The organism is Flavobacterium sp. FlaQc-30 (assembly GCF_044005885.1).
Classification (GTDB): Bacteria; Bacteroidota; Bacteroidia; order Flavobacteriales; family Flavobacteriaceae; genus Flavobacterium.
The window spans coordinates 1-318 of sequence record NZ_JBIPCO010000042.1 but is presented as its reverse complement, the minus strand read 5'-3'; the positions used below and the strand labels follow the sequence as shown (position 1 = coordinate 318).

At 36.5% G+C, this 318-nt stretch carries 1 protein-coding gene; it reads right to left on the bottom strand.

Annotation, left to right across the window (positions count from 1 at the left end):
- Nucleotides 1–66 precede the first annotated feature (66 nt).
- On the bottom strand, nucleotides 67–318 hold a 252-nt coding region (locus ACHRV0_RS21660), incomplete at its 5' end, for a gliding motility-associated C-terminal domain-containing protein (protein WP_395442523.1).

Genomic DNA, 318 nt, shown 5'->3' with positions numbered 1-318 from the left:
AGGACCGCTCTCGCAGTCCTGTTTCCATTTTTAAGTATTGGTTAGTTAGTAATTACTGATTATTTGTTATTGATTACTAATATACAGATAACCTGATCTTTGTACTTGTTTTCCGCTGTCATCGTACTCTAGGGTGTAGAAATAAGTTCCTGTTGGAAGCTTATCGCCTTTTATCACCGTTGCACGTCCGTCTGAGAAACCTTCAAAAGGATTCGTTACATTGTCATACCCTTTTTTCTCATAAACCTGTACACCATATCTATTGTAAATTCTCACTGTATTGTTTGGGAAACAATCGATACCGTCTATAACAAACTT